Below are 25,526 nucleotides of genomic sequence, written 5' to 3'. Positions count from 1 at the left end.
CACTCATATACTCATCTCGCTATTTTAAAAGTCTTCACCTCTCCCGGTTGGAAGCTAATTTCTCCAATGCTTGCCGCATAGCCTAAATCTTTTCTAATCCGCCCCGAGAAATCGGTTTCATTTATATAATACTGCTTATCGAGGTTAATGAGTTGATCAATTTGAATTTTTTGCTTGTTTAAATTAACTACTCGAATTAAATCTGCCGTTCCGTCAATGCTTTTTGTTAAGCTACTAAAGGTGATTCGCTGGTCAACCAATTCAAAAAATGGTTGTGCTTTAACCGTATTTTTTAGCGGGTGCATCACAAAGTACTTCAAAGTGTTAGTAAACTGGTTTAAATTTTGAGCTTGATAACTCGGGTTAGTCACCGCATACTCCATAAACTCTTTACTTACCTCAGCTGGATTAAACTGTTTGCTAATGTAAGTTGCCCATTTAAAATGCATTTCCTTTTGTAGCTGGCTATCTGGTGTAGGAATATAGGTAAATTGATTCCCAGACGCCACTCCCGGACGTCGGAGCAAATCTGGACGCCCCAAGTAACCTACTGATCTAAACAATGTTAAGGCTACTTGATCATTTTGAGCGCCCGTAATTTGATATTCTTTAATTCCTTTTGTTAAGAAGCTAACACTACGTTCATCATTGTGTACGTTAACGTAGTGGATCATCGGAAAGATGGCCGTAGGTTCTTCGTGGTAGCCAATTGCTTGCCAATCCTTCAAGTGGGGATCCACCACTGGCCTTTCAATATAGCCAAAACCAGTGTCCGCGTACGAAACCTTAGCATAAACGTTAGTGCGATTAATCACTCGCATGCGATGGTCCTTGGCCTCGTTGTTAATTTGTAATTCATGATTAATCCGGCCACTCCCATCTAACTCAAGCTCTAACCGATAGTTGATTTGTTGATTTCGCAAGTTTTCTGCCCGTGCTGCTAAGTCAACTGGAACTGCCCAGGTTCCTTGTAAAATTAATTGGCTAGCTACCCGACCTCTACGGGTAGTGACCGCAGCGTTCTTAAAATCCAAACGATAAACTTGATTTTTGTAAGCCGGCGAGTAATCGTAAGTATCCCCTTCGTCTCCTCCGTCTTCAATATACATAAAGTCTTCAACCAAAGTTTGATTATTTAAATTAGTCAAGTTTAGCTTTCCATCAACCCATTCAATTTTAAAATGGTTATCACTAATCGATTTGTCCGTTGTATTTTCTAATAATGCGGGTACGGCTTCACTAGCGACAACATCAAAAGATTGCCACTGTAGCGCCGGAAGATTTATTCGCGCGCTACAGTCAATTTTGTAGTAGAAATCATCATCTCGGTACGCGCTAGTATCCCGCTTAATTTGCCCATGGTATTCTTTGGTGACTTTTTCAACGTCTACCGTTATCTTTTGATCGTCCTTCATTAGCTTAAAGGCAGGGTTCTTTAGTGATAATTGGAACTTAACTCGTTTAGTTATTGGATATGGCAACGTATTAAAGAAAGTAATCGTATTTTCTCCATAGTTCACGTCTGACTCAGTAATTTTACGAGTAAGGTAATCAACAACCGAATAAGATAATTGATCCGCCTCTACCAACCGTGCCAAAATCATCCGATTTGTTTTATCGCTATTACATCCACCAGCGCTATCGTGAGCATGGTTGCGCACGATTAATTTCCAAATTTTATCTAGCAAAGCTTTTTTATAAGGAATACCCGCACGTTCAGCCATTGCCATCAAAGGTTCTACTTGGTAGATCATTCGTCTTTCTACTTTATCATTAAGATATTTTTGGTCGTACCTAGACGAATAGATTGAGCGGTGAATTTTCGACACGGAAGGATCAATAAATTCTCCCGTAACCTGATCCAATTCATTTTGATGCTGCTTTAGATCCTGAAAATATTTAACATAATTACTTTCAACTAACTTTGCATCGTCAAGTTGTTGATTATAGAAGCTAATTCGTTCTTTTAAATTAAAATCAACATACCGTTGATCGCCCCCCACCGGCAATGGGACGTCGTCGACACTTGCGCCTTGAACTACCGTAGTCATCATGTTTTTGGCGTCGTCATCTTCAATTAGACCGACCCCAACAAAGTATCCGTTCTTGATGTTAGCAACGTTAACTTGTGAGCCGTCTTCTGACTTCCAAATAAATTCACGGTTAGCAGTCTTTTCTTTCGGCAGACCCCGCCAAAAAACGGCGTTTTTAATGTTCATTCCGTTATAAATTTTAGGCATATCCGCACCTTGCCCAAAGGAGTCCGGCAAATATCCAATTGGTTGTGCTCCTCCTAACCGTTGCGCCATTTCCATTCCTAAACTTAAGTTACGGACAATTGATTCGCCGGTGATAATTAGTTCATCCGTTTGGGTATACCATGGCCCAATAAATAGTCTACCTGCGTTAACCCATTTTTTAATTTCCTTACTTTTTTCTGGATAAGCATCTAAATAATCATCTAGAATACTCATTTGTCCATCCAATAGGTAGTAATCGACTTTTTGCGCTTGTAAAGCTGCGAAAACTTCGTCCATGTGATAAACAAATTGAATCAATGCTTCATCTCTCGTAAAGTACCATTCAAAATCCCAGTGGGTATGATGAATTACGTGTATTTTTTTCATTACTACTCTTTCTCCTAAACCTAATATTTTTAATAAAAAAGAGGCTGAAAGATGTTTCCCAGCCTCCACTTTTTGGTTATGGAACTATATTTCATTAATTGCTTGAGCTAAAATGTCTGGGTCATCATTTTCTAAAATTATTTTAGTAAAATCTTCGTCCATCAGCTTTCTAGCAATTTTACTTAAAAGCCGTAAATGTTCCTTAGATCCTTCTTGAGGAATTGATAGCGCAATCGCTACTTGAACTGGCTTTTTATCAAGTGCGTTCCATTCAATTTGGTGATCAAACTTAATTACGAACAGTCCGGGACGTTTTACACTTGCGTCATTACTATGAGGAATGGCAATTCCGTTTTTAAAACCCGTAGTAGTCTCTTTTTCTCGATTCATTAATCCCGCAAAAAAACTGTCTACAGAATCTGCATATCCCAGTTTATTAACGTGTTCCGCAATGGCATGAAAAGCCTCTTCTTGAGTTTGGCTGTCATGATCAAACAAAATATTTGCTTTAGAAAAAACATTTGCATCCATATAAATGTCAATTTCCTTTCACTTTTAATCTTCTACCGCTTTAGCCGCTTCAATGACGGCATCGCTTCTAGTAAATCCGATAATGACAGCGGTGACCGCAATTCCCGCACATACACAAAGAATCCAAGTGATGAACGGAACTGGTTGTTCAATGTAACCAATAAAAGTTCCTAGTGGCGAACCAATTCCGCCATAGAACTTGCATCCGGTTAGGGAAACTAACCCACCCGCGACGGCTGATCCACATACGTTAGCAATAATCATTCGAATTGGATCCGCAGCTACAAATGGAATCGCTCCTTCGGTAACTCCCACTAAGCCCATTCCTAGAGCTGCACCGGCAGCCGCCTTTTCGTCTTTAGAAAACTTCTTCTTCCAAATTACGGAAGCTAGCCAAACTCCGAGCGGTGCTACTGAAATTGCGGCTTGAGCAGCAGTCTGAGGAACAAAATTGGCATGTGTAGGTCCGTATTTAGCCATTGTATCCGTAAACACTGCCGTGCCAAAAATTAAGGCCGTCTTGTTTACTGGGCCACCCAAGTCGAAGCCCATCATCGCACCAATTATTGCGCCTAAAATAATTGGAGCACTTGTTGAGTGCGCGTTAATCCAATTTAGCCACGAGTATAGGCCGTCCATTCCCGCGGCAATCGGACTACCAATCAAGTAAAATACCACTAACGAGATAAACAGCGTCGCAATCACCGGAATAATCATAATGGGTACAATCGGTTGAATTATTTTTGGCCATTTAATTTTTTTAAGTGCTTTAACAAAGTAACCAACAATAAATGCCACTAATAAAGCCGCAATAAATCCACCGCCCGCTTTTGCGTGTAATAGTTCCGCATCGTTTGCAATGTATGCTCCAATCATTGCTGGTGCCATGGCAGGCTTATCAGCGATCGACATTGCCACAAAACCAGCAAACAATGGAATCATTAATTTAAAGCCAACTTGTCCTACCTGGAACAAATTCGACATCAATAACCCCATTTGGGTATGGTTATCAAATCCCCATTTAACAATCCGTCCCGCACTATCTCGTTGAAACGCGTACAAGTTCGCAATCGTTAAAATTAATCCCGCTGAGATTACCATGGGAATCATGTACGAGATCCCAGTCATTACGTGGGTAAAGAAACCATTCTTCTTATGGTCGTTACCAATTTTGATTTTACCGACCTTAGTACCTTTCTTCCCAAAAACTTCTGCTTTGGCAATTGCGTTTTCAATCAAAGCCGCTCCATCATCAATCGCCTCGTTCGAATCGGTTACGTACAACCGTTTACCGGTGAACCGAATTGGGTCAATCTTAATGTCGGCCGCCACGATTACTAAGTCCGCAGCTTGTATATCCGCTTCGGTTAATACGTTTTCGGCACCCATTGCCCCATCTGTTTCTACCTTAACTTGGTCTCCGCGAGCTTTAGCTGCTTTCTCTATTGATTCTGCAGCCATATATGTATGTGCAATTCCAGCTGCACAGGCCGTTACCGCCACAATTTTCATTGGGCCTTTACTATTTTCTTGCATTATTTCCACCTCCACCACAACTGTAAAACGCTTCCATTGTTTTTGCAATTGTTTTCATGTATATGGGTATTGATTTCGCTATTTTTGTAAAACATGAAAGTATTTTCAAAGAAATACTAATTAAAATAACTTTACTTCTATAAAATAGTCGGTTAAAAACAAAAAGGAGTTGAGTTATTTTAACTCAGCTCCTAAAAAATTATTGATAGCTTAACCTTCCAAATATTCTTCTCGTAAATCCAATCCAAATCGCTGTGCTAAATCCCGAAAATCTTGGTCGGTAATCTTTTGAAACATTTTACCGCCTTGTGCTTGAATTGCAGTATATACGAGGGCTGATTTTTCAACCGTCTCTACTAGTCCGTAGGTCTCATCCAAAGAGTCACCGGCCGCAAATACTCCGTGGTGCGGCCAAACTACTACATGATGGTCTGCCATTTTTGCTGCAGTAGCTTCTCCTATCGCGGTAGTTCCTGGACACATATACGGAATTACCCCGACGCCTTCTGGGAAAACCACGATTGATTCAGGATGCATCTGCCACAACGTTCGACTCAGTAGTTTTTCTGACAATGGCAAAGTAAAGGTCATCGCAATTAAATTAGTCGGGTGGCAATGCATGATCACCCGTTGTTCAGGGTCTTGTTTTAACCGCGCGATGTGACTCATTAGGTGTGCTGGAAATTCACTGGTCGGTTGACCACCGTCGTTAAAGCCCCACTTAATTGCCACGCTCTGACCATCTGGATTAATTTGGATTAAGCCCATGTCTCGTTCGGGATACTCGGTAATATTTTTAAAGTAGCGTCCCGTACCGGTAACTAGATAATATTTTCCAGCCAGTTCACTTGCATCGAAATCAATGGCGACGGTCCGAATGGTTTCAGTAACATCGCTAAATGCGCGCACTTCTTCGTCCGTTAGTCGTAGACTGACGTTACCGCCGTTACGTTCGTCCCAACCGTGTTGGTATAAATTCATCGTAGTTTGTTTCATTTCTTTCACGTATTGTGAATCAATAAATTTCATCGTTTTCCGCCTCTTCTATCAATCCTATTTTTGATCCCGTGGGAATTGAACTTTTTGTTCATAATTCCGAATATTCGCGAGCCAATCGGTGCCGACCGGTACATCGTTGCGTAAGCAAAATTCGTCCCAAACTGCCCCAAATGGATAAGATTTTAATTCTTCCGTAACTGCCAAACGTTTCGTAAAGTCGTAATTTAATTCAGCTTCCTTCAAGTCATCAATTGGGGTTAAAAGCGCTTGTAACAATGCCTTCTGAGTTGCCCGAGCCCCAATTACCCAAGCAGCTACCCGGTTAATGGTGGCGTCAAAGAAGTCTAAGCCAATATTGGTCCGGTCTAGTTCTTGATCACGAACCAACGAACGCATAATCCGGATCAAAGCATCGTCAAAAATTACCACATGGTCACTATCCCAACGTACCGGACGCGAAACGTGCAGCATCAACCCCTTCCCAAATGGCAGGAAGGCTGAGAATTTATCCGAGACATCTTCGGTCGGATGCCAGTGTCCTGCATCAATGGTCCACAATTTGCCACGACTAATGGCGTAGTTATTGTAGAAGAGGTGGGAGCCGACCGTGTAAGATTCAATTCCCGTGCCAAAAAGTTTTCCTTCAACTGCTTCAATGGTATTCTTTTCGTCATACGGTTTAGCAAAAATCTTATCAAGCGATTCGACTAGTCGGAGACGCGGATTAAGCTTATCAATCGGGTTATCCTTGAATCCATCGGGAATCCAGAAGTTGTTGACAGATTGTTGACCCAGTTCTTCCCCAAAGTAATTCGCAATTGCCCGGGATTGTTGGCCAACCTTAATCCAGAAGTCCCGGACATCTTTTTCGGGACTGGCTAAGGTAAAGTTATGTTTAACCATTGGGTGTGAGAAAAAGGTCGGGTTCATGTCTAGACCTACGCCGGCTTCCTTAGCCCAATCAACCCAGTACTTGAAGTCTTCTGGACCAATTTCATCAAAGTCCTTTTTCTGATTAGTAACCGCGTATAAAGTATGCAATGCCACCTTATGTTTTCCGGGAATTAGGCTTAGCGCCTCCGATAAATCACCAGTTAGTTGATCCGGGGTCCGCGCCATGCCGGGATAATCACCAGAAACGCCAATGCCCCCCGTCAATTCTTGTTCGGGATTCACAAATCCATGAATATCATCACCTTGCCAACAGTGGACCGACAATTTAATCTTCGCCAGTTTAGCCAACATAGCTTCGGTATCAACTCCAATTTCGGCGTAACGCTCTTGAGCAATTTTGTACGCGCTTTCAACTTCGCTTGCTTTAGTCATTTTATTTTCCTCCTAAAATTGCTTAATCTAAATGAAAGACTTCTTTTAAATCAGTGGTCACCGGGCTATTGTCAGGATTAGTCTCCATTAATGGCTTCATGTAGGCCCACCATTTCTTACAGATATCCGTCTGAGCGATTTCGTTGTACTTGGTCACGTCCGGAACTTCTAAGTAGGCAAAAGTCTGCCCCGTTTTTTCGTTTAAATAAATCGAATAATTATGTGCGCCGTGTTCCTTGAGGGCTGCCTTCATCTCTGGCCATAGCTCGGCATGCCTTTTTGCGTATTCTGCATATGCATCCTTGTGTAAATACATTACTTGTCCAATTCGGATCATTGATGCCACTCCTTTCTAAGTTTGACTTGCAATAAATTGTTGATACTGTTGCAAAATGTCGCCGTATTTCCCGGTTTCTGGATAATAATGCTTTAATTTAAACGACTTACCAATTAATTGGCGTCCCGCATTGATATTTTCCACGGCATCTGTTGCGATCATCTGGACTAAGATATTACCGATTGCGGTCGCTTCGCTAGGTCCTGCGATAACTTCCACATTGGCTAGTGTACTGGTAAGTTGATTCATCAAGGCAACGTTGCTGCCCCCGCCAACGATGTTAAGTCGTTCAATATGATAGTTTAAAATTTGATCTAATTTTTGAAGCTCATTTGCGTAATATAACGATAAATTACTGTAAATCGCTTGGAAAAGTTCTCCCGGCGTTTCTGGAACTGGTTGTTGAGTTTCCCGACAGTAATTTTTCAGTTCGGCCGTCATGTTTGCTGGATTAACAAATCGGGGATCATTAATGTCGATGAACTGCTGGAACGGGCGGACTGCTTCCGCTTGCTTAGCAAGTTCTCCAAAACTAATTTCATCTGCTAATTCGTGACGAACGCATTGCGCAATCCACAACCCCATGATGTTCTTTAAGAAACGGTAAGTTCCGTAAGCTCCCCATTCGTTTGTATAGTTTTCATGGAAGGCAGCCAAACCATTTTCCGGAACGTTCAGCTCGGTGCCCAGAAGCGACCAGGTCCCCGAACTTAAGAATGCCCAGCGATCGCCCTGGCCCGGAGTTCCCACTACTGCTGAAGCCGTGTCATGGGTCGCTACCGTGATCACTTCAGTTTCTGGCAAATCGAATTGGCGATGCCATTTATGACCTAAGTTGCCCAAAACTGTTCCTGATTCAACTAACCGAGGAAATTGGTCTGGAGAGACGTTAACTTTGGCCAACAAGTCTTTATCAAACAAACCGACCCGTAAATTTAACATCTGCGTGGTGGACGCATTGGTAATTTCAGTAACTGCATTCCCAGTTAGTACGTAACCAATGTAGTCGGGAATCATCATGATTTTGTCCGTTTTAGCTAGCAATGCTCGATCAGTCTTGTAAAGCTGATACAACGTGTTAAAGTCTTGAAACTGGATTCCAGTTTTTTCATAAATGTATTCCTTCGGCAATTCACTGGTTAATTCGGTAATCGCCTGGGAAGTTCGCCGGTCCCGGTAACTGATTGGATCTTCTAACTTCTGACCGTTAAAACCTACTAAAACATAGTCAACTGCCCAAGTGTCAATGCCTAATTCAATGGCGTTAATCCCCCGCGCCTTGACCTTGGTTAACCCCACGAGAATCTCGTGAATCAAATGGTCAATATCCCAACGGTCATGTCCATCTTTAAGTTTGAAACCGTTAGTAAATCGATGGACCTCTTCTAAAGTAAGCCCCCCATCCGCGGTGGGTTGAGCTAGCATCAGCCGGCCACTGGATGCGCCGATGTCAACGGCAACGTATGTCTTCATCTTTTCCACCAACCTTCTTTTCAAACTAAACTTGGTCATTACCGTAACGTTCCTTACTAATTTGCTCTAAAGATTTTCCTCGAGTATGCGGTGTCCAAACCGTCCCAATCACTAAGGAAACAATCAATAGTGCAATCATGAAAGTTCCGGCAGCCTTAAAGCCCATGCTGGTTAAGATAGTTGGAAAAATAATTGACCATATTCCAGCGGATCCTCGCACAACGAAAAACATTACGCCTTGCGACCCCGCCCGATAGCGAGTCGGGAACAATTCAGTAGCCCATAATGCATACCAAGCTTGCGCACCAATTCCAGCAGACACTCCCCAAAGAATTACGAAAAGCCATAAGCTGGTCCAATTCATTCCCGCATAAGTTAATACAATCCATGAAGCTGCCGCCATTGCTGCCCCAACAAAGTAGAAAATTCGGTGGTTTGCTCGATCACCAAATTTAGCAAATCCGACATAGGTACCCAAAGCAGTTAAAATCCAAAGTACCGCTTGCAACAAGTTAGCTTGCATGTTGGTTAATCCCCCAACCGTTTCATAAACATACGGCATGAAGAATCCCATTGCTCCAGCAACTAAATTCCAGAACATGTAAACACCAATCAAAAAGAGCAGTGATTTGATGTTAACCATGTTAGAAAATAAATCTTTATACGGATGTGAGGTAATCCCACTGTCTTTTTCGGCCTGTTTTTGCTCTTCAAAAACTTGAGACTCTTCCAATTTACTTTGCAATCGCCACGCAATAAACGCCACAATCGTTAAGAAAATGAATAAAAGTCGATTTCCCAGCAAACCGATGGGAGCTAAAATGGTCCCCGCAATAAAAATAATTGCCGGTCCCATTGACCAAGCAAATTGGGAAATCCCAATATTCTTTGCTCGATCAGTTGAACCTGACGTTTCTGAAATATAAGTCCATGACGCGGGTACTCCAGCTCCTACGGCAATCCCCGTAATCAAAAAGCCGGCCAAAAGCATTGGAAAATTAATTGAAAAAGCAATAATAGCAGTTCCTAACATGTAAACTAACATGTCATAAGTGTAAATTACTTTTCGACCAAACTTATCCGATAGATGTCCACCGATCAACGCACCGATCGCCGAGCCAAATGCGTTGGCACTTAACGCTCCTAAAAGCCCCACTTGGAAACTAGAAAGACCTAGTTCCTTTGTCCAAAATGTCAATCCACTGGCTCCGGCAACAATTGAACCCGAATCTAAAAAATTTGTGATTGACACGGCAATGGTTGATTTCACCGAACCTTGTTCTTCACTCATTTCAATACCTCCCCAAATCATTTGTATTTGCTTACATCCTGAATTGTAATCGTTTACAAAGGGTGATAAAATATCCTAGTTCTTCATGAAAAGTATCATATTTACAGGAGGTATTTTGATGAATCCTAGAGCCTTGCACATGCTGTCACAAACTAATATGATTGAAGAAAAGCAGAAGATTAAGCACTCCTTTGTCGAAGACATGCCATCTTACGTTCTTCAAACTGGTGAATTAAGCGATGATAAGATTCAAACTCTAAATAATAATTTATTTAAGAATCGGGATGTTTACATTAGCCGTCATAACCGCTATGCTCCCTACCCCGCACACACGCACACCTTTTTTGAAATGAATTACATGCTTCAAGGTCATGCAACCGAGATTGTTAATGATCAACGAATTGAACTACAAACGGGGGATTTATTGCTTTTAGATATTGGCGCAAAGCACCAGATCGCTGCGTTAGATGATCACGATATCTTGGTTAACATTCTTTTCAAGAGACAAGTCATTAGCATCAACTTATTAAATGATATTCGGCGTAGTAACAGTATTTTGCATGAATTCTTAATCGATCGAGCCATTGACGATGCAACTGGCACGAAAAATTTTTTATTATTTAAACATAAATCTGGCCACGAAATTTCTAACGTTTTAGATAAAATTATCGAAGAATATTACTTAAAACGAGATTTTTCTAACTCAATCATTAAATCCTATCTTCAAATTTTATTTGTTCTTCTTGTCCGCCACTATCCTCTCGACATTGGACAGCATCCTACCAAGCAACAAATCCTAATCACCAAAATCCTTAAGCAAATTGCCGAAAACTATCAAACAATTCGACTTGATGATTTAGCACAAAAGTACAAATACAGTAAAAATTATCTTAGTAACCTGTTCAAAGAAGTTACCGGAAAAACGTTCACGCAAGCAGTCACGCAACAACGTCTGATTCAAGCTCGTAATCTAATTTCTTCAACTAACCTTCCCATTACCGAAATCATGCACCAAGTTGGTATCACAAATAAAACCTTTTTTTATAAAAAATACGAAGAATTCTACCATGGTAAACCAGGAGACGATCGTTAATTTTAATTTTTTTGAAAATTTTTCTTCATCTAATGCATTAATGTTCACCTTTTTCTGAAAGAAATTCATCAAATTTTCTCTTTGCAAACGCTTTCTTTTGTGAAATAATGAACCTGTCAAAACATAAAAGCACAAAGGAGATTTGTTACTATGAAAATTAAAGCAGCAGTTGTTGAAAAACAAAACGCAGATTTTACCATCAAAGACGATATTGAACTGGCTCCCATGGGTGCGGATGATATTCAAGTTCACATGGTTGCTAGTGGGATTTGTCACTCCGACGAAGCCTTGCGAGTTGGTGACGCAGTAATTGATTATCCAATTATTCTTGGCCATGAAGGCGCAGGAATTGTTGAAAAAGTTGGCCCAGAAGTTACCCAATTTAAACCTGGTGATCACGTAGTTTTAAGTTTCTACGCTTGTGGTAATTGTGATAATTGTTTACGAGGTATCCCTACCCAATGCCGTAATTACGCTGCCAACAATCTTTCTGGGGTACGTCCCGATGGTTCTAATCACTTCACTGAAAATGGTGAACACGTTGCGGACATGTTTGATCAAAGCTCCTTTACCACCACCACCGTGGTCCGGGAACGGAACGCTGTTAAGGTCGATGACGAACTCGATCTTCGTAAATTAGGCCCGCTTGGTTGTGGATACGTTACTGGTTCAGGAACCGTGCTTAATACTCTCAAACCACGGCCTGGTGACACAATTGCCGTTTTTGGTACCGGAGCGGTTGGACTGGCTGCCATGATGGCTGGTAAAATTTCTGGGTGCACTAAGGTAATCGGAATTGATATTGTGGATTCTCGGCTAGAATTGGCTAAGGAATTGGGTGCTACCGACGTGATTAATAGTCGCAACGTAGACGTAGTTGAAGAAGTCAAGAAGCTCACGGATGGTCGCGGAGTTAACTGGGCCGTCGACACCACTGGAATCACCCAAGTGATGGAACAATCTATCCAAGTCCTCACCCAAGGTGGCACTACCGCAACCATTGCCGTCACACCAAATCACATCGATTTAGATACTTGGAACGACCTTTGTGTAGATGACAAGAAGATTGTGGGGGTCAACATGGGCGATTCCATTCCTCAAATTGACATTCCTCGTTTAATTGAATTCTATAAAGCTGGCATGTTTGATTTTGATAAAACTGAGAAATTCTTCAAATTTGAAGATATTAAGCAAGCTAACGAAGCATCCCGTTCCGGCGAAGTGATTAAACCAGTTTTGATTATTGACCCTGACTACGTTCCGGGCAAATAATTCATTTAAATAATTGAAGATAACCAAAAGGAGTTTCCAGTATTAAAACTGAAAACTCCTTTTTACGTTGTCAAAATCATTTTTTATAAATCACTTTAAATACTTTAATTCTGCTTTTCGCCGAGCAGCAACCGCGTCATCAAAATCATTGTAAGCTTCGTTTAATACCATTTCACCGTTAACCATCATGCGAGCAACCCACTTTCCACCAGTAGAATTAAAGGAAACTCCAACTACTCCAGATTGGTTACGTGAGCTAGCAACTACCGATTGAATCGGATTACCGTTGGAATCTCGAAATGCATCCTTTGCCCCCATTTTAGCAGTTATTTTTTGGTTACTTCTCAAACGTTCGGCAGACTTTTCTTTTCGTAAACATCCACAACTCTTAACTTTTCCGTGCCGAAGCAGATAGCTTTCCGCGTCCACTTGACGTCCACAATCACATCGACAAGTCCAATAATAGTTTCCCGACGCACTTTTACGATCAGCCCGTCCCGTTACCACTAACCGGCCAAAGCGTTTTCCTGTTAAATCATAGCGTACCCTTGTACAATACCCACAGCTTCTAGTATTACCAGTTTTTAAATGTTGTAAGTCAACGTTAGTCGCCCTACCACAATCGCATTGACAATGCCATTGTAATTTACCGGTCTTAGACGACCTAACTGGGTACTGTGCTACAAGTTTTCCAAAACGTTTTCCAGTGATATCGATACGGATTCTCATCGTAATCCTCCCCAAATTTTGGTATCTTATTTTCTGTTTGAAAGTGTCTCTTTAGGGTACACCCTAAAAAGACATCAATTATAACCGCATTTAACCCTTAAACCGTCGCTAACATTTTATCTAATTGTACACCAAAATCATATCACTTACGTTAAGTAAATTGTTAACAGTGTTAATTTCATGACATTTCAGATTTAATTCGGTAAATTAAAGTGCGACTAACCCCTAATTTTCTTTTGATTGCCATAATACTTTTGCCTGCTTCTAGATTGTCACGGATATCAAAATAAATCTTCCGGCGACTCGGATTTTTAACGTCTGGACCATACAAAACTGGACGCCCTTTATATACACCGCGTTTTTTAGCCAATTCAATTCCTTGTCGTTGGCGGATTCGGATTCGTTGCCGTTCTGACTCTGCTTGAAATTTCTTGGTTTCAATAAAAATATTCTGTAAAAAATTCCGCATATTTTCATCATCAATATCGTCAAAGGTTGGTAAATCAAGGATAATCAGCTTTGCTTCCCGCAAATAAACTTCCATAAAAATATGGGTCAAAAACTTATTATTTCTTCCTAGACGCTCCATTTCTAATACATACAGTTCGTCACCAGGCTTTAAAACATCCAGCACTTTGGCAAGTTCTGGGCGGTCATTAATCGCGCCTGAAATCTTTTCTTTGTATATTCGATTAACGCCGACTTCTTTTAACCTTGCTAACTGTCGTGCAAGGTTTTGATCTTTTGAGCTCACTCTTGCATACCCGTATTTCACTTTTCTTCCTCCTAATTTTTTGAACTTTTAGGGTGTACCATAAAAAAGCACTCCAACAAAATTATTGCTCTTTGCAATTGCTTCAATTGTTGATTTAATCCCCTTTTCAACCTTCCTGCGTGTGTTCAGTCAGGCTGGCAAACCCATTCATATTACCCGATTGCGGTATAATTAACAAGTTTAATAGGTAAAATCAGATTGCTCATTACTAGTCTTTATTATTGATCGTTGCTGATTAATAACACCCTGTGAAACTTAAATACGTTAAAATTTATCTACTGAATCCGATTAGTTATCGCTATGCTTTTCTACAGATTATTCATTGAAGCGTTTTCATTAAAGTGCTACCATAAAAGTGTACAAAGTTATTAAAGCGTACCTGAGGAGGTCCTCGTGATGAAAGAAAACTTTGATTTTTTAATGCCGAGCGTTAACTTTTTTGGCGCAGGTGTAATTAATAAAATTGGTGAACGCGCAAAAATGGTGAATATGAAGAAACCATTATTAGTAACTGATCAATTTTTAGAAAAAATGGCAGACGGTCCAGTAGAGCAAACCGTTAATTCTCTTAAGGAAGCTCATGTAGATTTCGCTATTTATGACGGAGTTGAACCGAATCCTAAGGTAAGGAACATTAAGGAAGCCAAACAAGTCTATTTAGATAACGACTGTGATGGCATCATTACCGTGGGTGGTGGCTCTGCCCATGATACTGGGAAAGGAACTGGCATAATTTTAACGAACGGCGATGACATTACTAAATTGGCGGGAATCGAAACTTTAGATAACCCACTTCCACCACTGATTGCCGTGAACACAACTGCGGGAACAGCTTCCGAGCTAACTCGTCACTGTGTGATCACTAATGAAGAAACCCATTTAAAGTTTGTCGTAGTTTCTTGGCGGAACGTCCCACTAGTTTCGTTTAACGATCCGAAATTAATGCTGGGCGTACCACCAAAATTAACCGCTGCCACCGGAATGGACACCTTTGTACAAGCAATCGAACCCTATGTTTCGACTAATCACAATGATATTACGGATGGACAATGTCTCCAAGCAATTCGCTTAGTCGAAGAAAGTTTACGCGAAGCGGTAGCTAATGGGGACAATCTCGAAGCCCGAACAAAGATGGTTGAAGCAGAAATGCTTGGCGGAATGGCCTTTAATAATGCTGACCTTGGTTACGTGCACGCAATGGCTCATCAATTAGGCGGCCAATATGACGCTCCGCATGGTGTTTGTTGTGCAGTACTACTTCCAATCGTGGAACGCTTTAACATTATTGCTTGCCCCGAACGGTTTGCCGATTTAGCGGTTGCGATGGGCGAAAATATCGACGGGCTTTCCGTTCGAGAAGCTGCCGATAAAGCAATCGATGCTATGCAACAACTTAACGACGACGTGGGTATTCCGCGGAGTATTAAAGATCTTGGCGCCGACCCCAAAGATTTCGAACTAATGGCCGAAAACGCATTAAAAGATGGCAATGCTTTCTCAAATCCGCGGAAAGCCACGAAGGAACAAATCGTTGCGTTATTCCAAGCTGCCTATGACGCAAAATAAAAATTTTAGCTAAAAAAGACGAAGTTGAATTCAACTCGAATTCTAAACTTCGTCTTTTTAATATGCCATCTAAAATTTATTTTTTTACAATCATTTCAATTGCTCGAGCGATTTTCTCATCTTGAGCTTCCTTGTCGTTGGTTGGATTTTCTAAACAATTTTTTAGATTTTCAGCAACCATGATTCCTTTAATTCGATCCACGCTAGACTTCACCGCGTTTAATTGTGGAATTATTTCCGAGCATTCTTTTCCATCCGCAATCATTTTTTGAATTCCACGAATCTGTCCTTCTGCCCGCTTTAATCGGTTTAAAATTTGTTGATCACACGTAGCCATTTATTCCCTATCTCCTTGCCAAGCATTCATTCCATCTTCAACATTGATTATATCAAATCCAAGTTGGTTTAAATAACCACAAGCATTGGCTGAACGTGCTCCCGATTGACAAATGACATAGTAAGTCCGATTTTTATCTAGGCTTTTGGCGGTGTCTTGTAAGCTACTCAAGGGTAGGTTCTTTGCAGCTGGAATGTGTCCCATCTTAAATTCAAAACTTTCCCGCACATCAATTACGTTTACTTTCTTATTTTCAATTTTCTTCATTAAATCCGTTGCTTTAATACTCTTCAATTCGTTCAACTTCCTCTTTCATTATCATTTTATACAACCCAAATGCTCCATCTAAATTTTCAACTTTAAATCCTTTTTGTCGTAAAATCCGTTCTCCAACGTAGCTTCGTAGCCCGCTTTGACAGTAAAGAATATATTCCTGGCGGGGGTCCAACCGACCAATTTGATTTCGCAATTGTTTTAAAGAAATGTTGGTTGCTCCCCTAATCCGGCCGTCCCTTTCAATTTCTTCTGGATTACGCAAATCAAGTAACCGTTTGCCCTTTGCTAATTCAGCAGATAACTCATGCCATTGAATATTTTTACTTAATCCTTCAACCAGGTTGGTTGCAACGTAACCAACCATATTAACAACGTCTTTTGCCGTGCCAAACGGCGGTGCATAAGTTAATTCTAGCTCTGGTAAATCAAACACCGAAAGATTCCCTTTAATTGCCGTCGCTAACACGTCGATTCGTTTATCGACACCATTCGCGCCAACTGCTTGAGCACCATAAATTTGCCCCGTCTTTCCATCGAAAATTAATTTAAGCCACATCGCCTGACTATCAGGATAGTAGGTCGCATGGTCCGTTCCGCTCACGTGAGCAACTAAGACATTAGCGAATTTCTGTCGTGCCGCATGCTCATTTAACCCGGTGGAAGCCGTACTCAAATTAAACGCTCGCACAATTGCCGTACCGATACTCCCCTGATTTATCCGGCGTAAACCAGCTAGCACATCCGCAACTTGCCGCCCTTGTCGATTTGCTGGAGAAGCTAACGGAATTAAGGTTGGCTCGTTTGTAATCTGCTGCTTGGTCACCGCTACGTCACCAACCGCATAAACATGCTTCACGCTCGTTTCATAGTTTTCATCCACCATAATGCCCTTTTTCAAACCTAACTGAAGACCAGCATTTTCTGCGAGTCTACTATTGGGTTGAACTCCAACGGATAGGATCGTTAGGTCGGAGTTAATCTGAGTTCCGTCATCTAAAACAAGGCGAGTTCCATTATCCTTGATTTCGGCAACTGACTTAGAAAGGTGAAGATCTACGTTATTTTTTAACAACTCTTCTTCCACAAAAGCTGCCATTTCAACATCCAGGTTAGGCAAAACGTGGGCAGCTTTTTCTACCAAAGCAACGTGAATTCCCCGCTTATGTAAATTTTCAACCATTTCCACGCCGATAAATCCCGCTCCTACTATCGTTGCGTTTCGTACTCCTTGCTCCAACTGGTTTAAAATCTCGTCCATATCGGGAATGTTCCTTAAGGTATGCACATTTTCAGCCTGTGCAAGCCCCTCAATTTGCGGAATAATTGCGCTAGCTCCGGTCGCTAATATTAATTCATCGTAACTTTCTTGGAAAACCTTTCCTCGATGCCGTACTTCCACTATTTTTTCTTGAGGGTGAATGCTAATAACTTCGTGGTTGGGCCATGCGTCGATTCTGAACCGGTTCCATAATGCTTCCGGGCTTTGAACCATTAGTGAAGTTCTTTCTGGAATCATTCCCGAAAGGTGGTACGGCAATCCGCAATTGGCAAACGAGACGTACGGTCCCTTCTCAAAAACGATAATCTCAGCATCTTCCGCTAATCGGCGTAACCGGGTCGCTGCTGACATACCACCGGCAACCCCGCCAACAATAACTACTTTACTCATTTTACTTCCCCTTTCTTACCGGGCCATCCCATTGGCTCATTCCTCCACGAACACTTTTAGCATCATAGCCTTGGTTACGCAAAAATTTAGCCGCCCGCTTACTGCGCATCCCCGATTGGCAAATCACATAAATGGGTTGATCTTTTCTGCCAGAAAATCGATTAATTTTATCTAAGGGAACGTTCTTTGCATAATTAATATGTCCGCTCCGAAATTCAACAGGTGTACGTACATCAATTAGTTCGAAATCCTCTTTACGTTCTGCAATTGCACTAATATTAATAGTATTATATCCCCAAAATGGTAGTTTCATTCTTTCAAAATACCTCCATGGGTATATTAAACTATAATGCTGTTTTTAAGTCAAATTAAAGTTAAAATATAGCTCAAATTCTATACGTATCACCAATTTAAAAACATAAAAATACCTGTGGCAGTATGTAAACTACATAATAAAAAGACAAAATCACTATGGTTTTTATCTTCTTAGCTAAATAATCAATCTGTAATTACTCTAAATACGCTTTTTAAATTAGAATAATCTTTTTCTTTTATAAAGACCCTACCCAACTACGAAAAATCGTAATTAGATAGGGTCTTCATCTTTCAGAATTAGCTTGTGATGACTGATTTATTTCTCAAAAGAGGAATTTTACATCACTACGCCTTTTCGCAAAATTAAATTACCATACAGTGCTTTTTCGCCCGTCTGTACAATGGCAAAGCATTGGTGCGAATACTCGTAAAAAGCGGATCGTTCAATTTGTTTTACCGTATAATTTTTAAAGCTTTTTCCAATGCTATCCCGGTACTTCTCCCAAATCGGTGGGGTACCATTGGGAACGTTCTGATCTCCAGGTACGACTTGCATGAAAATTGCTTGGTAATCAGAATAGCTATCTAACGGCATCAATTTTAAAATTGAATCAAGTAATTCTGGAATCATTAAACCATCTGCTCGAATAATTTTTTTGTTATTGGACACCGCAGGATAATTGGCATCCGCCAACAAGATTTCATCCCCGTGTCCCATTTCCATTAGCGTCTTTATTAGCTCCGGCGATAGATTTTTAGGTACTCGATTTAACATTCTCATTCCTTCTTTCTTGATTCCCAATAGGCTTCAATTTCTTCTAACGACCGTCCTTTAGTTTCTAAAACATACTTATGGATGTACCAAACCGAAAAAGCGGATAAAAATGCGAAGAAATAGAAAATGTTTATTCCGACAATGCTTAAACAAATTGGAAAAATCAACGAGAAAATAGCGTTTAAAAGATATTGAGTAAAGGTGATTACTCCCATCCCTAAAGCACGCGCTTTTAAAGGCAGGATTTCTGGAACGTAAGACCAAAACACCGGACCAAGCCCAAAACCGAACATAAACACGTACAGAAAAATCGAAATAACCGCGATAATTACGTTGTCTGACCAAATACATAGCGCAATCGCTGGTAGGACTTGACCACCCAAACTGATTTCTAATAATTTTTTTCGTCCCAACTTGTCAATGAAGGGCAAAGAAACGAAGGTCGAGACGACTAAAGCAATTCCCACCCCAAAATCAGCGACAATGCTAGAATTTGCCATTCCTAAATTATGAAAAATTTCTGGTGCATAGTAAACGGCGGCATTAATTCCGGTAAACACTTGAAAAATAGTTAAAATAATTAGTAAGGTAAGGGCTGGCCGGAATGTGCCAAATAGTTCATTTAGACCCGCTTCTTTTGTTTTCAGGCTATTTTGGATATCTTTAATTTCAGATTCTACTTCCGTGTTGGTGAACCGGACTTTAGTCAAAACTTTTCGCGCTCGTTCAACTTTACCATCCCGGATCAACCACCGGGGACTTTGGGGACTCATTACCATCCCAATCGTCAGTATCAGGGCTGGCACCACCCCTAATCCTAAAGTCCACCGCCAGTTATCTTGTGGTAAATTGTAGGCTCCAACTGCATACGCAACCAAAATCCCCACGTTAACACTTAACTGGTAAAGTGAAGACATTAATCCCCGAATGTGGGCTGGCGCTAGCTCTGATAAATAAATCAAACCGTACATATTCGCAATTCCGGCCGCAATTCCTAAAACGAAACGTGCCATCATGAGGAAAAAAGTTCCCGTTGCAATTGCGCTTAACAAGCTTCCGGCTAAAAATACCACCCCAGCGACAATCAAGACGTTGCGTCGCTCAATTTTCTTTTCTAACGCAGTAAATACGACGATTGAAGGCAACGCGCCGAAAAGAAGAAAGCTAACCACCAGCCCCTTTTGAACCGAATCTAGCCCAAAAGCAGTAGTAATCGATGGCAGTGCTAGCGAAATTGCTCCCGAATCGTATCCGTAAAGTAACCCGGCAAATCCTCCTAAAATAGCAAATAGGTAAACAATCCCTTTAGTTTTTGGTTTAGTAGATAGATTTTCTTCCATAATTATTTTCCTTCCGTATTATTTGCAGCTAATATCCTCATAAATTGGGCATACTTCTGTTCTAAACCAGGAATTTCAGTTGGATTAAAATCTTGTACATCAACCGTATTCACTAAAACATCTAGTTTAACCGGGTCAGTTATCTTACCGAGAACCTTTAATTGGGCGACTACATTTCCCAAAACACTTGCTTCGACTGGTCCAGTAACCACCTTGCGCTGTGTAAAATCTGCGGTTAGTTGAACTAATAACTGGTTTTGAATACCTCCGCCGAACATATGAACTTTTTGCAAGGTTGTTCCAGTAAGTTTTTCTAACTTTTCAATCACCTGTCGGTAGGAAAAAGCTAAACTTTCTAATACCACCCGGATCAACTGTCCCCGATTTTTCGGTAAAGTTTGATGGGTTTCTTTAAGAAAGGCCACAATCTTTTCTTCCATTTGCCCAGGTTCGGCAAAACGCACGTCTGCTAAGTCAATAAAGGAATTGATTGAGTACGCTTTTGCAGCTTCATCCTGCATCTTAGCAAAGCTTATCTCTGCACCCGTATACGTCCATTCTTTTTGTAGTTCTTGAATTACCCACAAGCCGGTAATGTTTTTTAACACCCGGTTAGAACCATCAAAACAACCTTCATTCGTCAACCCCATTTCAAAAGCTGCTTCGCTAATGATTGGCTGGTCATTTTGTAATCCCACAATCGACCATGTTCCGCAACTAATAAATGCGGTTTGTTTACGTTCTGCTTCGTTTAGTGGCAATGCCATTAACGCTGCTGCTGTATCATGACCAACACCTGAAATAACCCGCATTTCAGCAGAAACCTTAATCTCTTCACTAATTGCTTGACGAATCGGGCCTAAATCGGCTCCCCCAATAACAACGTCTGCAAACCATTCAGCTGGAATTCCCAAAGTATTTAAGACCTTTGTATTCCAATTCTTAGTTTGCACGTCAAGGAGCCCCGTAGTACTGGCAATGGTAAATTCGTTTTGTTTGACCCCACTAAAAAAGTATTCAATCAAACTAGGCATCATTAATAACTGATCAACCGTTTGTTTTAAAAAAGGCGCCCGTTGCAAATCTGCAAAGACCTGCAGATTAGTATTGATTCGATCAGGAACGTTTCCAGTCATCTTGTACAATTGCAGGGCTGGCAGTCTTTCTGCAAATTCCACTTCGTAAGGAGCTGTGCGGCTATCCCGATAACAATGAGGAGCAAAAAGTACTTCTCCTTCCTTAGTCAACAAGCCATAATCGACGCCCCAAGTATCTACGCTCAAACTATCTAGATGTCCTAGGCCTCGCATTGTTAACGCTAAACCACGTTTTACTTCCTGAAAAATCTTTAAATAATCCCAATTAAGTCGGTCATTAATCTCGACGGGGTGATTGGAAAACCGGTACTGCTCCTTTAGTTTAATTTGTTTTCCATCAAACTGACCGGAAATTACGCGACCAGAACTCGCCCCTAAATCTACTGCAATTACATTCACTTTTTCCATATTTCATCACACGCTATTTATATAAAGGACCTAAAGTTTGACAAGCATTAAAGTCCGCTGCTTCTTGATTTTCCGTTCCAATCAATGACCATACCCGTGGACGGAAAATCTTATCTTCGGGCACGTTATGCATGTTAACTGGGATCCGTAACATGGATGCCAACGTAATTAAATCTGCACCAATATGTCCATAACTGATTGCACCATGATTTGCTCCCCAGTTGTCCATTACGTCATAAACACTCTTAAACGCTCCGTGCCCGGTTAAAATTGGCGCAAAGAATGTTGAAGGCCAGCCTTTATCAGTCCGTTCGTTAATCACGTTAAAGACTTGTTCAGGTAAATCAATTGCATAACCTTCTGCAATTTGAAGAACTGGTCCTACACCCTTAACTAAATTAATCCGTGACATCGTTACGGGCATACCTTGACTACCACCTTTAGTAAGGTAGTTGCTAGAGAAGCCGCCACCCCGGAAGTAACCGATATTTGCAGGAATCCAACGTGTTTTTTCTAGACTACGTTTTGCTTCATCTTCGGTAACTTGCCAGAACGGTTTAATGGCAGGGTTGCCATCCACTTTTTCCTCGCCAGTCGCGTCCAAGGTTTGCGCGCCAGAGTTACTGAGATGAAGGAAACCATCTTTTCCTAATCCGGTTAACTCGGTTCCAGTAACCCGTTTGATTGCTTCGGGACTCCAGAAGGTCCGTACGTCGGCAAAAATTTGAGGTGTGTTAGTCAGTAAGTAGTTAAGCAACATCGAAGCTCCATTTAAGCTATCGTTCTCCGTTGCAAATACGTGCGGCGCATGGATGCCATTCCAGTCGAATTGAGAGTTCAAAAAGGCCTCCATGTAATCGCCGTTTGGAAAATGATCGGTCCACTGCCGTTGTCCTTGGAATCCCGCAGCAATTGCATTATGCCCGTCGGCTTCTTCAACAAATCCTTTTTCAGCTAACTTCGGGTTTCCTTCCATTAAGTCTCGAGCAATGATGGCCATCTTAACGCAATCCGCCAACTGTGCTTTCTTTTCTTTGTCTGTAAATCGATTAGGGTCCTCGCTATTATATAGATCTGGTCCGATTGGAGTATGCTTTTCAGCCCATTTCATGGCTTTTTCAAACTCTTCTTTGTCATAAATCCCTTCATCCCAGCGCCGAACTATTTCAGTCATGTCTACATATTCGTTTCGCATACCTAAATAGTTTTGGAAGAAATCGGCGTTAACCATTGAACCACCAATTCCCATTGCTACGTTACCAATCGATAAGTAAGATTTGTTGCGCATAATGCCAACTGCAAGAATACCCTTAGCAAAACGAATAAGTTTCTTGGCAACGTCATCTGGAATTGACTTATCATCGGCATCACAAACGTCCGCTCCGTAAATCCCAAAAGCAGGAATTCCTTTTTGCGCATGCGCTGCTAAAACTGCCGCTAAGTAAACTGCTCCAGGGCGTTCAGTACCGTTAAATCCCCAAATTGCGTGAGGAATATCAGCGGTCATGTCCATCGTTTCACTTCCATAGCACCAGCAAGGAGTTACCGTGATGGTTCCGCAAACATTTTCCTTATCAAATTTTTCTTTCGAAGCTGCTGCCTCTTTTACTCCCCCAATAGTTGAATCAGAAATAACGGTTTTTACTGGGGTACCATCAGGATAAAATAATTTTGATTCCAACAATTCAGCAACCGCTTTATCCATATCCATCGTTTGCGTCTCTAATGATTCACGAATACCTTTACGCCGACCATCAATTGTTGGACGTATTCCAATTTTGGGATAATTAATTTTTAACATGTCCTAACCTCCTAAATTATTTGAACTGTTTGTTAAAAGAAATACATAATTTCTTTTCGCCCTCATAGTAACCGCTTCCATAAGCATTTGGAAGGTGTTTCACGCCTTCTGAAAGTTCTTCATATTTTTTGCATCTTTTTGTTCAAAAGCATTCATCATTTTCATTCATTTAACAAAAAAACCGGGAACTTCCCGGCTACAAAATCATTTAAATTTTTAATACAAAACCTCTACGTTTTTATGGGACCAAGCCGCCATAATTTCTTCCGGTGGCTGTTGATCCATAATGATCACATCAAAGTCATTTACATCGCACAATCGGTAATATCCTTTGACGTTAAACTTTGACTGATCACATAGTAAAATTTTCTTTTCAGCATTTTCCATCATCCTTCGTTTAACTCCCGATTGTTCTTCACTGGACATATAAACGTCATTGGCATTAATTGAAGAACAGGATAGAAACACTAAGTCTGCTCGAAAATCACTAAAAAAATCTAGCGAAATATCGCCCAGAATTGAACCAGTCCCTGAACGAAGTCGTCCGCCCGCAATGAACGTTTTTACTGTTGGAATTTCGTCTAATTTGATTGCCAGTTTTAAACTGTTGGTGACTACCACTAAGTTTGTCAATCCTTCAAAAAAAGGAGCTAAAAAGGACGTAGTGCTGCTGGAATCTACAAAAATAGCTTCGTTGTCCCCTAAAAACGTACTTGCAATTTCAGCGATATATTTTTTAGATTCACTATTCTCTTGTTGGCGAAACAGAAAGGATAACTCAATATTATCCGCCTTAACTAATTCAACTCGTCCAAATTTACGGGTAACTTTGCCCATCTTTTCCAATGCTATTAAATCACGTCGGATAGTGGAGTCACTGACAAATAGTTCTTTTTGCAAATCCTTAATCCGCATAACCTTCTTTTTTTGTAATAAATCCAAAATAGTCAAAAAACGTTCGTTCTTAAACATTACTTTCCTCCTCGATTTTCATTAAATTCATTGAAAATGAAGACTTATGAAGCACTTTGAATGAAATACTTCTATTATTTTGAAGGTATTTCATAAATCTAGGCCAGTCCTAATTTTCAATACAGTTGTCAGTATAATGAGGCCATAGAGTGATTTAGCACTTTAAATTTAGGAGGAATTTAATTATGAAAATGATGTTTGAAGAAGAACGAATCGACTTAGCCCATACCGTACAAAAAATGTTTGATCGTAAAAATACCAACGTGGCCGGTGGTAACATGTCGATCAAAGTTTTCGATCCAAAAATGCACCCTTATATTATCATGACTCCAACTTTTATGTCAGAAACCTATTATTCTGAACTTCACGCAGCACAAATTTTAGTGATTGATGAAGAAACTGGCGAAAAGGTTGATGGTGTAGGAGACGTGACACGAGAAATCAACTTGCATAAAGAAGCGTACAAAGCTCATCCAGGAATTCGATGTGTCTACCATTCTCACGCCGAAGAATCCATGTTTTGGGCTACCTCTGGTTTAGATATGCCTAACGTAACTGAAGCAACGCGAGAACTAGGCAAAATTAAGGTACTCCCCTTTGCTCCTGCCACTAGCCAAGCTTTAGCCGACATTGTATTTAAAAATCTTAAAGAAATTGGTGATAAAGCCATGGAAAACGTCTTTTTGCTAAATAGCCACGGCGTAGTCATCACTTCTACTGACTTGCACGTCGCCGCTCGTATTCTAGAAACCTTGGAGTGGAATGCCAAGATAGCTTTTCAACAAGCCCTTTTTATTAAACTTGGTCTGCTATCCGATTATCGTTCTTGCGGCGCTAGTTATAAAGAGGCCCTTCCTAGTGTTCCACCAATTGCCATGCCCGAAATTCCAATAACTGCTACACCAATGAAATTTCCACCCCATCCCCAACGACCAGCAGATTTAATGTAACTTTCGCGCTTCTAGTACCGTGAAATTTGTA

23 protein-coding genes are annotated in these 25,526 nt (G+C 40.9%); 4 read left to right on the top strand and 19 right to left on the bottom strand.

Annotation, left to right across the window (positions count from 1 at the left end):
• Positions 1-11 precede the first annotated feature (11 nt).
• The 8 genes from NYR25_03480 to NYR25_03445 all read right to left on the bottom strand — a co-directional run bounded on the left by NYR25_03480 (position 12) and on the right by NYR25_03445 (position 10,120).
• Positions 12-2,627: an alpha-mannosidase gene (locus NYR25_03480; GenBank protein ID UWF34463.1), complete on the bottom strand. Its 2,616-nt coding sequence runs from the start codon at positions 2,625-2,627 to the stop codon at positions 12-14.
• A gap of 84 nt (positions 2,628-2,711) precedes the next feature.
• On the bottom strand, positions 2,712-3,158 hold the full coding sequence (locus NYR25_03475; GenBank protein UWF34462.1) for a PTS sugar transporter subunit IIA: 447 nt from the start codon (positions 3,156-3,158) through the stop codon (positions 2,712-2,714).
• Positions 3,159-3,182: 24 nt separating this feature from the next.
• The gene (locus NYR25_03470; protein ID UWF34461.1) at positions 3,183-4,694 is read right to left on the bottom strand and encodes a fructose-specific PTS transporter subunit EIIC; all 1,512 of its coding nucleotides are present in this window, start codon (positions 4,692-4,694) and stop codon (positions 3,183-3,185) included.
• Between the two features lie 210 nt (positions 4,695-4,904).
• Positions 4,905-5,723: a rhamnulose-1-phosphate aldolase gene (gene rhaD / locus NYR25_03465; GenBank protein UWF34460.1), complete on the bottom strand. Its 819-nt coding sequence runs from the start codon at positions 5,721-5,723 to the stop codon at positions 4,905-4,907.
• Positions 5,724-5,747: 24 nt separating this feature from the next.
• Positions 5,748-7,019: an L-rhamnose isomerase gene (locus NYR25_03460; GenBank protein UWF34459.1), complete on the bottom strand. Its 1,272-nt coding sequence runs from the start codon at positions 7,017-7,019 to the stop codon at positions 5,748-5,750.
• Between the two features lie 22 nt (positions 7,020-7,041).
• Positions 7,042-7,356, bottom strand: a complete 315-nt coding sequence (gene rhaM / locus NYR25_03455) for an L-rhamnose mutarotase (protein ID UWF34458.1) — start codon at positions 7,354-7,356, stop codon at positions 7,042-7,044.
• Positions 7,357-7,371: 15 nt separating this feature from the next.
• Complete coding sequence (gene rhaB / locus NYR25_03450; GenBank protein UWF34713.1) at positions 7,372-8,829, bottom strand: rhamnulokinase; 1,458 nt, start codon at positions 8,827-8,829, stop codon at positions 7,372-7,374.
• A 25-nt stretch (positions 8,830-8,854) separates the two neighbouring features.
• Complete coding sequence (locus tag NYR25_03445) at positions 8,855-10,120, bottom strand: MFS transporter (protein ID UWF34457.1); 1,266 nt, start codon at positions 10,118-10,120, stop codon at positions 8,855-8,857.
• 118 nt (positions 10,121-10,238) lie between these two features.
• On the opposite strand from NYR25_03445, the gene NYR25_03440 reads away from it, so the two are divergent.
• Both NYR25_03440 and NYR25_03435 read left to right on the top strand, forming a co-directional pair.
• Positions 10,239-11,213, top strand: a complete 975-nt coding sequence (locus tag NYR25_03440; GenBank protein UWF34456.1) for an AraC family transcriptional regulator — start codon at positions 10,239-10,241, stop codon at positions 11,211-11,213.
• A 150-nt stretch (positions 11,214-11,363) separates the two neighbouring features.
• Positions 11,364-12,485 (top strand): NAD(P)-dependent alcohol dehydrogenase, encoded by a 1,122-nt coding sequence (locus NYR25_03435; protein ID UWF34455.1) that lies wholly within the window; start codon positions 11,364-11,366, stop codon positions 12,483-12,485.
• A gap of 90 nt (positions 12,486-12,575) precedes the next feature.
• Here the strand turns inward: NYR25_03435 and NYR25_03430 are convergent, their stop codons facing one another.
• Both NYR25_03430 and NYR25_03425 read right to left on the bottom strand, forming a co-directional pair.
• Entirely contained in the window at positions 12,576-13,214 is a 639-nt protein-coding gene (locus NYR25_03430; protein ID UWF34454.1) for a hypothetical protein, read from the bottom strand.
• A 178-nt stretch (positions 13,215-13,392) separates the two neighbouring features.
• Positions 13,393-13,989 carry a recombinase family protein gene (locus NYR25_03425; GenBank protein ID UWF34453.1) on the bottom strand — a complete coding sequence of 199 codons (597 nt, stop codon included), beginning with the start codon at positions 13,987-13,989 and terminating at the stop codon, positions 13,393-13,395.
• A gap of 396 nt (positions 13,990-14,385) precedes the next feature.
• Between NYR25_03425 and NYR25_03420 the strand changes: the two genes are divergently transcribed.
• Positions 14,386-15,555, top strand: a complete 1,170-nt coding sequence (locus NYR25_03420; protein ID UWF34452.1) for an iron-containing alcohol dehydrogenase — start codon at positions 14,386-14,388, stop codon at positions 15,553-15,555.
• 76 nt (positions 15,556-15,631) lie between these two features.
• On the opposite strand, the gene NYR25_03415 is transcribed toward NYR25_03420, so the two are convergent.
• The 9 genes from NYR25_03415 to NYR25_03375 all read right to left on the bottom strand — a co-directional run bounded on the left by NYR25_03415 (position 15,632) and on the right by NYR25_03375 (position 24,545).
• Entirely contained in the window at positions 15,632-15,892 is a 261-nt protein-coding gene (locus NYR25_03415) for a metal-sensitive transcriptional regulator (protein UWF34451.1), read from the bottom strand.
• A complete protein-coding gene (locus NYR25_03410) occupies positions 15,893-16,186 on the bottom strand; it encodes a rhodanese-like domain-containing protein (protein ID UWF34450.1) in 294 nt (97 codons plus the stop codon).
• Positions 16,173-17,837, bottom strand: coding sequence for an FAD-dependent oxidoreductase (locus NYR25_03405; protein ID UWF34449.1), 1,665 nt, complete (start codon positions 17,835-17,837; stop codon positions 16,173-16,175). Before NYR25_03405 ends, NYR25_03410 begins: the two co-directional genes overlap by 14 nt.
• 1 nt (position 17,838) lies before the next feature.
• Positions 17,839-18,150 (bottom strand): rhodanese-like domain-containing protein, encoded by a 312-nt coding sequence (locus tag NYR25_03400; protein ID UWF34448.1) that lies wholly within the window; start codon positions 18,148-18,150, stop codon positions 17,839-17,841.
• A gap of 339 nt (positions 18,151-18,489) precedes the next feature.
• A complete protein-coding gene (locus NYR25_03395) occupies positions 18,490-18,927 on the bottom strand; it encodes a fucose isomerase (GenBank protein ID UWF34447.1) in 438 nt (145 codons plus the stop codon).
• A 2-nt stretch (positions 18,928-18,929) separates the two neighbouring features.
• Complete coding sequence (locus NYR25_03390) at positions 18,930-20,267, bottom strand: sugar porter family MFS transporter (protein UWF34446.1); 1,338 nt, start codon at positions 20,265-20,267, stop codon at positions 18,930-18,932.
• Between the two features lie 2 nt (positions 20,268-20,269).
• Positions 20,270-21,772, bottom strand: coding sequence for a rhamnulokinase (locus tag NYR25_03385; protein UWF34445.1), 1,503 nt, complete (start codon positions 21,770-21,772; stop codon positions 20,270-20,272).
• A gap of 13 nt (positions 21,773-21,785) precedes the next feature.
• Positions 21,786-23,573 carry an L-fucose isomerase gene (locus tag NYR25_03380; GenBank protein ID UWF34444.1) on the bottom strand — a complete coding sequence of 596 codons (1,788 nt, stop codon included), beginning with the start codon at positions 23,571-23,573 and terminating at the stop codon, positions 21,786-21,788.
• A 216-nt stretch (positions 23,574-23,789) separates the two neighbouring features.
• Complete coding sequence (locus NYR25_03375; GenBank protein ID UWF34443.1) at positions 23,790-24,545, bottom strand: DeoR/GlpR family DNA-binding transcription regulator; 756 nt, start codon at positions 24,543-24,545, stop codon at positions 23,790-23,792.
• A 185-nt stretch (positions 24,546-24,730) separates the two neighbouring features.
• On the opposite strand from NYR25_03375, the gene NYR25_03370 reads away from it, so the two are divergent.
• On the top strand, positions 24,731-25,495 hold the full coding sequence (locus NYR25_03370; protein ID UWF34442.1) for a class II aldolase/adducin family protein: 765 nt from the start codon (positions 24,731-24,733) through the stop codon (positions 25,493-25,495).
• The last annotated feature ends 31 nt before the right edge of the window (positions 25,496-25,526 follow it).

This window comes from Pediococcus acidilactici (assembly GCA_024970065.1).
Classification (GTDB): Bacteria; Bacillota; Bacilli; order Lactobacillales; family Lactobacillaceae; genus Pediococcus; species Pediococcus acidilactici_A.
This window is presented reverse-complemented; position numbering and strand designations above follow the sequence as displayed.

Excerpts from the sequence above, each read along its gene's own strand:
- rhaD (UWF34460.1), bottom strand. The coding sequence starts at position 5,723 with ATGAAATTTATTGATTCACAATACGTGAAAGAAATGAAACAAACTACG.
- NYR25_03395 (UWF34447.1), bottom strand. The coding sequence starts at position 18,927 with ATGTTAAATCGAGTACCTAAAAATCTATCGCCGGAGCTAATAAAGACG.
- NYR25_03460 (UWF34459.1), bottom strand. The coding sequence starts at position 7,019 with ATGACTAAAGCAAGCGAAGTTGAAAGCGCGTACAAAATTGCTCAAGAG.
- NYR25_03430 (UWF34454.1), bottom strand. The coding sequence starts at position 13,214 with ATGAGAATCCGTATCGATATCACTGGAAAACGTTTTGGAAAACTTGTA.
- NYR25_03435 (UWF34455.1), top strand. The coding sequence starts at position 11,364 with ATGAAAATTAAAGCAGCAGTTGTTGAAAAACAAAACGCAGATTTTACC.
- NYR25_03440 (UWF34456.1), top strand. The coding sequence starts at position 10,239 with ATGAATCCTAGAGCCTTGCACATGCTGTCACAAACTAATATGATTGAA.
- NYR25_03470 (UWF34461.1), bottom strand. The coding sequence starts at position 4,694 with ATGCAAGAAAATAGTAAAGGCCCAATGAAAATTGTGGCGGTAACGGCC.
- rhaB (UWF34713.1), bottom strand. The coding sequence starts at position 8,829 with ATGAAGACATACGTTGCCGTTGACATCGGCGCATCCAGTGGCCGGCTG.
- NYR25_03375 (UWF34443.1), bottom strand. The coding sequence starts at position 24,545 with ATGTTTAAGAACGAACGTTTTTTGACTATTTTGGATTTATTACAAAAA.
- NYR25_03385 (UWF34445.1), bottom strand. The coding sequence starts at position 21,772 with ATGGAAAAAGTGAATGTAATTGCAGTAGATTTAGGGGCGAGTTCTGGT.
- NYR25_03400 (UWF34448.1), bottom strand. The coding sequence starts at position 18,150 with ATGAAACTACCATTTTGGGGATATAATACTATTAATATTAGTGCAATT.
- NYR25_03370 (UWF34442.1), top strand. The coding sequence starts at position 24,731 with ATGAAAATGATGTTTGAAGAAGAACGAATCGACTTAGCCCATACCGTA.
- NYR25_03405 (UWF34449.1), bottom strand. The coding sequence starts at position 17,837 with ATGAGTAAAGTAGTTATTGTTGGCGGGGTTGCCGGTGGTATGTCAGCA.
- NYR25_03480 (UWF34463.1), bottom strand. The coding sequence starts at position 2,627 with ATGAAAAAAATACACGTAATTCATCATACCCACTGGGATTTTGAATGG.
- NYR25_03445 (UWF34457.1), bottom strand. The coding sequence starts at position 10,120 with ATGAGTGAAGAACAAGGTTCGGTGAAATCAACCATTGCCGTGTCAATC.
- NYR25_03475 (UWF34462.1), bottom strand. The coding sequence starts at position 3,158 with ATGGATGCAAATGTTTTTTCTAAAGCAAATATTTTGTTTGATCATGAC.
- NYR25_03420 (UWF34452.1), top strand. The coding sequence starts at position 14,386 with ATGAAAGAAAACTTTGATTTTTTAATGCCGAGCGTTAACTTTTTTGGC.
- NYR25_03415 (UWF34451.1), bottom strand. The coding sequence starts at position 15,892 with ATGGCTACGTGTGATCAACAAATTTTAAACCGATTAAAGCGGGCAGAA.
- rhaM (UWF34458.1), bottom strand. The coding sequence starts at position 7,356 with ATGATCCGAATTGGACAAGTAATGTATTTACACAAGGATGCATATGCA.
- NYR25_03390 (UWF34446.1), bottom strand. The coding sequence starts at position 20,267 with ATGGAAGAAAATCTATCTACTAAACCAAAAACTAAAGGGATTGTTTAC.
- NYR25_03380 (UWF34444.1), bottom strand. The coding sequence starts at position 23,573 with ATGTTAAAAATTAATTATCCCAAAATTGGAATACGTCCAACAATTGAT.